Genomic DNA, 10,521 nt, shown 5'->3' with positions numbered 1-10,521 from the left:
ACAGGGGAGGAGTGGTTTTTTTGAAAAGGAAAAGTTTTCTTTTATGCTTGGTTTTTACAATGACGATCCTGTTTTCCGCCTTCGCGGAGACAGGGCTTACCGTAAATTATGACAAAACCTCCGAGGTACTCACCATAGGGGGCGGCGCGGTCTATGCGCCCGGGAGCAGCGTCAGCCTGCTGGTGCTCAGCCCGGGAAAAGGCCTCGGCGATGTCAAAAACGACGGGCAGGCCAACGATGACAAAACGGTCTGGTTTGCCCAACAGAAATCCGCGGATCGTTTTGGAGGGATCTCCTTTTCGGTCAGCATGAAGGACGCCCCGAAAGGGATCTATACCATTTACGTGGCTTCCGACGACGGTTCAGACACCTTCACAACAACCTATTCCATGGTACCGGGGACGTTTGAAGCGGAGTTTCTGAACCAGATCAACGCGGTTTCCAAGAGTGAGGACATGGAGACGCTTCTTACCGGAGAGGACGCAAAGATTTTCCTGAAGGAGCCCGGCTATCCAAGCCCGTCCGATAAAACGGCGGTCTATGATTACATGGTGAAAAACAGGCCCTACACCTCCTTCGCAGAAATCAATGCCACATACGGGGAAGCCTATCTCGCCGCACTGTTTGCACAGACCAAAACGGCTGACGAGGTTGCCGCGTTTGTCGAAGCTTACGGGGTAAGCGGCATCGGACTTGACAGAAACCCGCAGATGTACACGCTTTACAGCCAGGGCAAGCTGAAAACACAGATTAACGCCAATGCGGCCGGATTCAAAGCGGACAGCTTGGAAGCCCTGCGCGGCAAAATTTATGACGAAACCATTCTGACTACGGTGGAAAAAACGGATAACTGGAGCAGTCTGACTTCGGTCATCAACGGTGCGGATACCTATCTCAAGGATGTGGATTACACCCGCTACCGCAAATATGCAGACAAAATAAACAAGCAGATCGGCGGAAAGCAGTATGAGACCATTGCAATGCTGCAGACTGCCATCAATACGGTGGATGTCAGCTCCGGAACCGGCGGAAGCGGCAACGGCGGCAACAGCGGCAATTCCAGCACGGGAAGCAGTACGCCGGTGGTGAAACCGGGTACGATTGTCGTGCCGCCCAGCGAGCAATTGCCCGGCGGCGGTACGGAGCAGGAGATCATTCTGTTTCAGGATCAGGCATCCATTCCCGCCTATGCAAAGGCATATCTGCCCTCTCTGAAGATGAACAACATTATAACCGGGGATACGGAAGGCAATTTCAATCCGGACAACAACCTCACAAGGGCGGAGCTGGCAAAGGTTCTGGTCTGCGCGCTGAATCCGGAGACGGAGGCGGAGAATATGGACTTCTCCGACGTGAAAGCGGACGACTGGTTCTATCCCTATGTCTCCAAAGCGATAGCGGCAGGCTATTTCAAGGGAATGGACGAGAGTTATTTCGGCGCCAACGAGCCCATCAGCCGCCAGGACATGGCGGTGGTGATGGAGCGCATCTGCCAGATGAGAGGAGTTGAGGTTCCGCCGGCGGAGCCGCTCAGCTATCTGGACGGTGACGCCATTGCGGACTATGCTTCCGCCGCGGTGGAAACCATGGGAAAACTGGAACTGATGATTGGCTCGGATTCCTGGTTTGGCCCGAGGGACAACTTAACCAGAGCACAGGCGGTCAAAATTATCGGTAAATTGTTGTATGAACTGTCATAAAAGGAGGAGAATCAGATGAAAAAGGGTATCAGCATTTTGGTGATTCTCACCTTGCTGCTCTCCCTCGCAAGCACGGCCTTTGCGAAACCGGAGGTTCTTGTGGGACTTGGTATCGCTGAGAAAATGCCGCAGGAGGGCGAGTATATCACACGGGAGGAGTTCGCGGTTCTGCTGTCGAACATTGCCGGATTTTTGGGAGATGAAACCGCGCGCTATCCGGACACCGGAAAATCGAAAAATAACAATGCGATCAACTCAGCGGTGGCGCAGGAGCTGATGTTTCCATATGAGGACGGTACCTTCCGTCCTTATCTGGAGCTGACCTATGCCAGCGCGATCCGCTCCGCCGTCTGCCTGACGGGCTACGGTCCGCTGGTCAGCCGGCAGGGGGACGTGGACGGCAATTTCCGGATTCAGGCCTCCGCCCTGGGACTGTTGAAGGGAATTTCGCAGGAAGGGGATTACATCACAAAAGCGCAGGCCTACAAGCTGATCTATAACACCCTTGCGCAGGAGTATATGTCCTATGCGTATCTGGGCAACGGCCTGACCCCTGCCCGGACCGGCAAGAGCGTGCTGAGCTATTTTAAAAAGGTGGAGCGGATTGACGCCGTTCTTCAGGCGGTAGGCGACACCGCGCTTTCCGGCGTGACGGCTCCGGGCGGACATCGGGCGGTTGCCGGCGGCGAAGTGATGAACGTGTCGGATAAACTGGATTTAACCGGTTTTTTCGGCTATAAATGTGAGATCTACTACGACGTATCGGACGGGGAAAAGACCATTGTCTTTGTGACAGCCGAGATGGAAAAACAGCAGATGGTGAAGCTCTATCCCTCCGACAATATCAGCTATAATGAAACGGAACGCAAGCTCGTATATCAGCCGGATCCGGCCGAAAAGGAATTCTATGTCAAGCTGAACATTGCCACGGATATTTTCGTCAACGGCAGTCTCAATACCGAGCAGCCTCTTAGTGAGGTGTTTGATCTGTCGGCGGGCAGTATCACCGTGATTGACTACAACACCGACGGACAGGCGGATGTGGTGCTGGTCAGCAAGATGGACACCTATGTGATCAACTCCGTCAATACCAAGGATCAGAAGCTGACGGTAAAGGTGTGGCCCTCCCACGATTCGGCTTGGAAGACGGAAGTGATTGATTTAAGCGACATTGACGATCTGAAGGTCATCGACATGCAGGGCTATGCCCGTGAGCTGAGCGAGATAAAGGAGTGGGATGTGGTTTCGGTGATGCTGAACCGCGATCTGGATCAGGCCGTGCTGTACTGCGCCTTTGAGAGCGTTATGGGCACCATCGACGGAATCACCGAGGGGAATGATACACTGGTGACGGTGAACGGGAAGGAGTATTCCGTCGCCAAGGAATACTACGGTGCGTACGGACAGGGAACTGCGTTCGATCTGGGCGCGACGGTGACGCTGAAGCTGGATATTGACGGGAACGTCTTCTGTCAGATCAAAAACCTGGCGGGGAGCGGCACCCTCGGATACGTCATCGGCTATTATCAGGAGGACAGCCTGCTGGAGGGCAATGTCCGCATGCGGATTCTCTGCGAGGACGGCGTCATCCGGGATTATGACGTGGAGGACGCAACGGTGAACGATCTGCGCTGCAAGGACAGCACTTCCGTCAAAAACGCGCTGGATGCGAATTTCGATGCTCTGAACAGCGCGGCAGGCGCAAAAATCGCCAAGATTATTCTGTTTGAAACCAAAGGCGAAAACGAGATAAGAAAGATCACCATTCCCACGGTTGGCGGCGACGAGGAGGCATTGCGTCCCTTCCCGCTGCGGGGAACATACGGGTACCGGGATTTCATGCGCAGAAGCGAAACGCTGGAAGGGATCTATACCATTGCTTCGGACGCGAAGGTTTTTGTTCTTCCGGTGGGCAGCGAGGAGACCATCGCGTCCGCGGATCCGAGCGAATTCAGCGTAAAGCAGGCGCTGGGCTTTCTGGCGGATTCCCAGAACTCCTATCTTCAGGCCTTCAAGCTGAGCCGGGGCTCTTACGGCGTGGATATTTTGGTCACCCAGAAGGGCGGCGACGCTTCCATCACCTCGGATACCCCCATGCAGCTGATTCAGGCGGTGAATCAGGCGGTCAATGCGGCGGGGGATCCGGTTCATTCGGTCAGGGTTCTCACGATTGATCCTTACGGAAACAAAAAAGAAAACCAGTATTACACTAAGGATGAATCGGTGTTAAGCGGCTATGAAACCGGCGATGTGGCTCAGTTTATCATCAATGAAAAAGGGGAAATCACCTATGCCTACCCCGTGTTCTATGTAACCGAGCCCGGCACCGGCAACCGCTTTGTTCTGAAAAAGAGAATGTGGGACGACGGACAGTGGAATAACTATTCGGAATCCTCCAAGGTGCTGTTTGCCAGCGTCTACGCGAAAGAAAACACAACCTTGATTGTCAACAAGGGAGCAAAGGTGCTGAAATCCGGTTCCACCACGCCGGCGGTCAGTATGGAAAGCTTTGCGGCCGGCGAGGCGGCAGGTTCGGCAACCTTCTTTGACAATATGTTTGTCTACAACACCTCGGCGGTGCCAAATATTCTCCTGTTCGACAGCCAGGGGAAAAAGCAGTTTGTCAATGCGTCAGACGGGGATATCATCGATTATAAAACCGACAGCGAAAATTATTCCAAGGCGCTGATATATCAATGGTGGGGCGGCTGCCGCTTTATCATTCTCTACCGGTAAAAAAGAAAAGGGAGGAAATCTTATGCACTGGAAAAACAAATTTCTGACGTCTCTTTTGATGTCTTACTTTATCATCATCCTGATCTCGGCTATTTTATCCATCAGCGTGCTGGTTTCCTCCCTGAACCTTCATTTGGGAGAGATTGAACAGAATAAAAAATCCATGTTCCAGATGGTGCAGCAGAAGATGGACACCGTTTTTGAAAACCTGCAGAATATCTTTCTCTCCTACGAGAAAAGCCAGACTATCCGGGATTATATCGCCCTGCCCGAGCCGGGCTCTCTTCAGCAGAACCAGGTGGTGGAGCTGTTTCGGAATTCCACCATCAACACAGTGTCCTACAATGTGACCGACAGCATTTTCATCTATAACAAGGGAAATGATTATCTGCTGAATAATTTCGGAAAATACAGCCTGCAGAAATATTATCAGGATTTCTACAGCGGAGGAACCGCCACCTATGAAGAGTGGCTCGCGCTTCTGAACGGGGACTATGTCAACCGCTATATTGCCTTCGGGGAGGATATTTACTATGTCAATACCTTCCGGGTGAGCGACCGGGAAGCCAACATCTGCGTTGTCATCAAAAAGGCCAGTCTGGATGAACAAATGCAGCCGGTCTGGAACGGGCAGAAAATCAAAATTTCCATCTGGAATCAGGACAATGCGGAAATTTACTGCTATGAAGCGGATGACATCCGAAAAAGTTATACGGAATTCCGTATTCCGTCTACCATCACCATGCTGAAGTATGTGTTCTCCTATGAGAAGTACGGCGCGTTTGACGCCTACGGGGGCATCTATATTCTGCTCGGAATCACCGTTCTTTTGCTGATTGTCATCTCTGTCTATGCCAGTATCCGGTATGCCCAAAAAAATTATGGTTCGGTCAGCCGCATCACCGAGCTTCTGAACCGCAATATGGCCGCGAATATCAACATGGATGAAAAGGTTTATTCCCGGCTGGAAGAGAGCCTCACCGGACTTTTCTCCCAGACAAAGGATATGCGCCGGGAGCTGGACAGCCAGAAGGATCAGCTCAAATCCGTGTTCGTCAGCAATCTGCTGACAAACAAATATATGAACCCTCAGAGCATCCGGATCAATCTGGAGAAGTTCCATATCCGCCCTGTGGGCGAAAACTATTATGTGGCGCTCTTCTATGTGGACAATATCGACAACCTCTTTTTTGAGAAGAACGAGGGGGAGTACGAGGAGCAGATCGGCCTGGCCAATTTTATTATTGAAAACATTTCCACCGAAATGCTCAGTGAAAATTGTATGGTGCTGTCCAATACCATCGACGATATCTATGTGGCTGTCATCAACTTTGACCATATCACCAAGGAGGAGCTGAGCAGCATCGTGATGCGGTGCGCCCAGGTGGTTTCCAACCATTTTGGCTTCACCTTCAAGGCGGCGTTCAGCGCGGTGACAAAAGATATTGCGGACATCAATTCGGCTTACCGTGATGCGGTCTACACGCTGGACTACCAGCTAACCCTGCTGCCGAAAGAGATTCTGTTCTATGATGAGATCAATAAGGATACCCTTTTTGATGATACGGATATCACAGCCATACAGGAAAAGTATATCCACCTTCTGCAGAGCGGAAACTATCCGGCGGCGATCCATCTGACAGAGCCTGTCTTTGAACAGATCGAAAAGAGTTCTCTGAACTTAAGCGCTGTCAAATGCAAGATGTACGCCCTGATCAACATGATCACCGAGGGCTTGAAGAGCCTGCTGAAAGCGGGCACGGGCGTGCGGAAGGAGGAGGTGGAAGGGTGGACGGCCAGACTGCTGGAGACGAAAACCTTCCATGAACTGCAGAAGCTTCACAATGAAATTCTCACCGGCTTGGCGGAGCGGACGGAAGCGGAATTCGAGGATAAAAACGCCAAGCTGATCCGCGAAGCCAGAGCCTATGTGGATGAAAATTTCCACGATCTCAACCTGAGCGTATCGGCGGTGGCGGACCGTTTCCACCTCAATTCCCTGTATTTTTCCAGGCTTTGGACCAAATATACCGGCGTATACATCAGTGATTATATCACCGAAAAGAGGATGGAGCGCGCCAAGCAGCTTTTGCTTCAAACCGATATGACAGTGAGCAGCATCGCACAGAAGGTCGGATATTACAGTGATGTGGTCTTCATCCGAAACTTTAAAAAGAATGTGGGAATGACCCCCGGGAAATTCCGAAGCGATAAATAACCCCGTCTCTGCAAGGGGAGGGACCCCTTGTTGAATCGGAGGAAGACAAGATCCGCCTGATGAGCCGTGAATGGACAGCTCACCGGGCGGCTCTTTTTTTGCGGTTCCCCTGAAAACCATTTGTCTTGCATCAGGAAAAAAGGATAGATAATTTATTAAAAAATATTGACAAAATGAATTTTATATGATATACTGCAAATAATAAAAGCGGGAACGGTTTTCTAAATTGTAAAGATGATGGAAGCACCGTTTGAGTCAAAAATATTTTTTTGAAAAAAGAAAAAAGAAATTTCAAAAAAATGTTGACAAGCTTTTGAAACTGTGTTATAATCCCTAAAGTAACACGCTGGTGTAGCTCAATTGGTAGAGCAGCTGATTTGTAATCAGCAGGTCGCGGGTTCGAGTCCCATCACCAGCTCCATACATATGGAGGAGTTCCCGAGTGGCCAAAGGGGGCAGACTGTAAATCTGTTGCGTCTCGCTTCGGTGGTTCGAATCCACCCTCCTCCACCATTAAAAGCGGCAAGTTTTGACTTGCCGCTTTTTTGTTCTAAAATTACCTTGTTATTCATAAAACTCTATGTTTCAAAATAACGCATCCGATTATACTCAGCACAAATTATCGGGAAAAACAGTTCGCCATCTGATAGAATAAACATAGACAAGGAGGAATAATATGGATTGGATCGTTGGATTGCAAAAGGCTGTAGACTATATCGAAGACAATTTAACGGAAACGATTGACTACGAAAAAGTCGCAGCACGAAGCTTTTCATCAAGCTATCACTTTCAGCGTGTGTTCAGCATTCTTTGCGGATTCACTCTTGGCGAGTATATTCGCAACCGCAGGCTGTCTCTTGCTGGTGCGGAACTGGCTGCGAGTGATGGAAAAATCATTGATATTGCGCTGAAATACGGCTATGAGAGTCCGGATAGCTTTGCGAAAGCATTCCAAAAGTTCCACGGTGTACTGCCGTCACAGGCTCGGAATCACGGCAGCAGACTCAAGTCCTTTTCCCGTCTTGTACTAAAATTTTCGTTGGAAGGCGGTAGTACTATGAATTACAGGATTGAAGAAAAGCCCGAGATGGTTTTGACGGGGTATAAACGTCATTTTACAGGAATACCGGGTGAGCGCAAAGAACAGGAAAAAGATATGTATGTCAATACAAGACCATTGCAATACATTCTGCAAGGTCTTTCGGGATATCCAGATTTGAATTATGATGTCATCACCAATATTGGTGATGACGGCTATGATTTCTATATCACATATCAACTCCCTGAATTCTATCACAATAGCTTGCATAAGTCCGGAGTACTCGGAGAAGAGTTTGCGGGATATTATGAGAATATTGTCATACCAAAGCAAGTATATGCGATTTTCGAGACAGAACGATGCTTATATCCCACAACAGCATTCTTGGATCTCAGAAGGAGAATTGCTGCCGAGTGGCTTCCTGTTTCTGGGTATCAGCTTGCCAATGCACCTGAAATCGTAGCTACACATTGGTATAGAGGAGAAAGCAGCAAGAATCGTTATAGAGAGCTTTGGATACCTGTTGAAAAGGTAAAGTAAATTCCAACTATGCAGCAGAAATGGAAAACAATATTCCGTTAAAGTCAGGTCTTGGGTGATATCTCTTTTGATATATTTGATGTATATAAATAAAATAATTCCATGAACACGGGAAATAAGATAATGCTTATCTTCTCATTAACAGATAAGTATTATTTTTATAACATAGGAAATTGCGTGGAATCGTGTGCAATTACACATTTCAAAAAACAGCGTGCGAAGCGCGGTTGTGCTGTTCGGAATGAAAAGCTTTTTATGCTGAAACGGCTGTTTGCCAAAAAAAGCCAGTTGACGATGGGAGCGTGATGTTCTAACTGGCGGGTGCTGTTTTCATCATCGGCGGAGCGGTATATGGAGAATGAAAAAGGTAAGCGCAAAGCCCTTTGAACCTTGACAGCTTATCTGTAATATCGTATAATATAAATAAGAAAGAGTTTTCGGGGACGAAAGATATGCTTCTTTTCCTTTCGCGTTTCTGTGATCGATGGCAGAAGGGAAGTGGAAAAGAATGCGGTTCATTGACAAGCTGAGAAGCTTGTTTTTTTATGGGAATCCTCCGGTTGAAAGAAATAAATTGTATTGGAAAGGAGGGCGGAAATCTGTTTTCGGTATCCGTTTTTTCTTCAGCCCAAGATAAAAAATAATAAAGGAATTGTTGTATGTTAGGCAAATATGTAAGGGATTTAAAAGAAGAGTTTTCAGGCTATAATGCAAAAAAATTTACAAAAGATATCATGGCTGGACTGACTGTCGCTGCGGTTGCCCTTCCTCTGGCTTTGGCTTTTGGGGTGGGCAGCGGTGCGACGGCCGCATCTGGATTGCTGACGGCGATCATAGGCGGCTTTGTAATCTGCTTGTTCGGCGGTGCTTTCTATCAGATTTCAGGACCAACCGGTGCTATGGCGGCCATACTCATGTCCATCGTGGCACAATATGGCATGATTGGCGTTTTTGAAGCGACCCTGATGGCCGGCGTTCTGCTGGTGCTTGCGGGCATTTTCCGTCTTGGGCGGCTGACAGCCTTTATTCCTATGCCTGTGATAACAGGTTTTACCTCGGGGATTGCGGTGATTATTGCCCTGGGCCAGCTGGATAATTTTTTTGGAGTTACCTCGGCGGGAAGTTCCGCTGTCCAAAAGTTTTTCAGCTATTTTACAAATGGTTTTTCACCGGATTGGATCACCGTCCTCATCGGAGTGCTGGTGATTCTTTTGATGGTGTTTTACCCGAAAAAGTGGAATGCTGTTATTCCCGCGTCTCTGCTTTCCATTATAATGGCCACCGCGGCGTCTATTTTCTTTTCTCTGGATGTGGCGACGGTAGGCTCCATTCCCACAACGCTGGTTTTGGAGGAGCGCCTCACTTTCTCAGGAATAAATGTTGCTGAAATGGGCAATTTGCTGATTCCCGCGGTCAGCATCGCCATGCTGGGGATGGTGGAGAGTCTTCTGTGCGGCGCCAGCGCAGGGCGGATGACCGGCGTGCATCTGGACAACGACCGGGAGCTGGTAGCGCAGGGAATTGGGAATATTCTGGTTCCTTTCTTCGGCGGCATTCCCGCCACGGCGGCGATCGCCCGCACCAGTGTGGCTATCAAGTCCGGAGCGAAGACGAGAATCGCAGGGCTGATTCACGCAGCGGGCTTGCTGGTTTCCATGCTGGTTCTGGCGCCTGTTATGTCCAAAATACCGCTGAGCGCCCTTGCCGGTGTTCTGATGGTCACAGCGTGGCGGATGAATGAGTGGAATACCATACGTTATCTGTTTTCCAGAAAGTTTAAAGGGGCTATTCTGAAATTTTCGGTGACCATGCTGGCAACCATTCTTTTTGATCTGACGGTTGCTATCGTGATCGGGGTGGTGATTGCCTTGATTTTGCTGGCCGCCCGGCAATCCAATCTGGAAATCCACTATGATGAGGTGGATGCCTCCAGAATGCACCGACCCCAGGATATGCTGGAGGAGCGTTCCGAAAACGCTGCCGTGGTCTATATCAGCGGGGCGATCTTGTTTTCCAATGTTCAGGCTCTGGACGAAATGGCGAAAGAATTGGAACATCATGAAACAGTGTTTCTGTCCATGAGGGGTGTTTCCTATCTGGATATTTCAGGAGCGCAGGCATTTCTGGAGATGCTCCGACAGCTGAGAGCATCGAAAAAACAGATTTTCATCTGCGGTTTGGCGGAGAGTGTGGAGCAGATGATGATCCGAAGCGGAATTACCGAGTATGTCGGGGAAGATAACTTTTATTGGAGCGTGGAAAAGGCTCTTATCGGGGAATAGCGTGGA

Annotated in this window: 5 protein-coding genes and 2 tRNA genes; all 7 read left to right on the top strand. The window is 49.3% G+C overall.

Annotated elements, in window-relative coordinates; translation table 11 throughout:
- The first annotated feature begins 20 nt into the window (after positions 1 to 20).
- The 7 genes from KQI32_RS00860 to KQI32_RS00830 all read left to right on the top strand — a co-directional run bounded on the left by KQI32_RS00860 (position 21) and on the right by KQI32_RS00830 (position 10,515).
- Positions 21 to 1,700 (top strand): S-layer homology domain-containing protein, encoded by a 1,680-nt coding sequence (locus KQI32_RS00860; RefSeq protein ID WP_216423559.1) that lies wholly within the window; start codon positions 21 to 23, stop codon positions 1,698 to 1,700.
- Between the two features lie 15 nt (positions 1,701 to 1,715).
- Positions 1,716 to 4,436 carry an S-layer homology domain-containing protein gene (locus KQI32_RS00855; RefSeq protein WP_216423558.1) on the top strand — a complete coding sequence of 907 codons (2,721 nt, stop codon included), beginning with the start codon at positions 1,716 to 1,718 and terminating at the stop codon, positions 4,434 to 4,436.
- Positions 4,437 to 4,458: 22 nt separating this feature from the next.
- Positions 4,459 to 6,654: an AraC family transcriptional regulator gene (locus KQI32_RS00850; RefSeq protein ID WP_216423557.1), complete on the top strand. Its 2,196-nt coding sequence runs from the start codon at positions 4,459 to 4,461 to the stop codon at positions 6,652 to 6,654.
- Positions 6,655 to 6,999: 345 nt separating this feature from the next.
- Positions 7,000 to 7,075, top strand: a tRNA-Thr gene (locus KQI32_RS00845).
- A 7-nt stretch (positions 7,076 to 7,082) separates the two neighbouring features.
- Positions 7,083 to 7,167 (top strand) — tRNA-Tyr (locus tag KQI32_RS00840).
- Positions 7,168 to 7,330: 163 nt separating this feature from the next.
- Positions 7,331 to 8,233 (top strand): AraC family transcriptional regulator, encoded by a 903-nt coding sequence (locus KQI32_RS00835; protein WP_216423556.1) that lies wholly within the window; start codon positions 7,331 to 7,333, stop codon positions 8,231 to 8,233.
- A gap of 659 nt (positions 8,234 to 8,892) precedes the next feature.
- Positions 8,893 to 10,515: a SulP family inorganic anion transporter gene (locus KQI32_RS00830; protein ID WP_216423555.1), complete on the top strand. Its 1,623-nt coding sequence runs from the start codon at positions 8,893 to 8,895 to the stop codon at positions 10,513 to 10,515.
- Positions 10,516 to 10,521 lie beyond the last annotated feature (6 nt).

Source organism: Acetivibrio sp. MSJd-27 (genome assembly GCF_018918095.1).
GTDB lineage: Bacteria > Bacillota > Clostridia > UMGS1840 > HGM11507 > HGM11507.
This window is presented reverse-complemented; position numbering and strand designations above follow the sequence as displayed.

What these genes read in the sequence shown, in the direction of transcription:
- KQI32_RS00830 (WP_216423555.1), top strand. Translation starts at nt 8,893, where the DNA reads ATGTTAGGCAAATATGTAAGGGATTTAAAAGAAGAGTTTTCAGGCTAT.
- KQI32_RS00835 (WP_216423556.1), top strand. Translation starts at nt 7,331, where the DNA reads ATGGATTGGATCGTTGGATTGCAAAAGGCTGTAGACTATATCGAAGAC.
- KQI32_RS00850 (WP_216423557.1), top strand. Translation starts at nt 4,459, where the DNA reads ATGCACTGGAAAAACAAATTTCTGACGTCTCTTTTGATGTCTTACTTT.
- KQI32_RS00855 (WP_216423558.1), top strand. Translation starts at nt 1,716, where the DNA reads ATGAAAAAGGGTATCAGCATTTTGGTGATTCTCACCTTGCTGCTCTCC.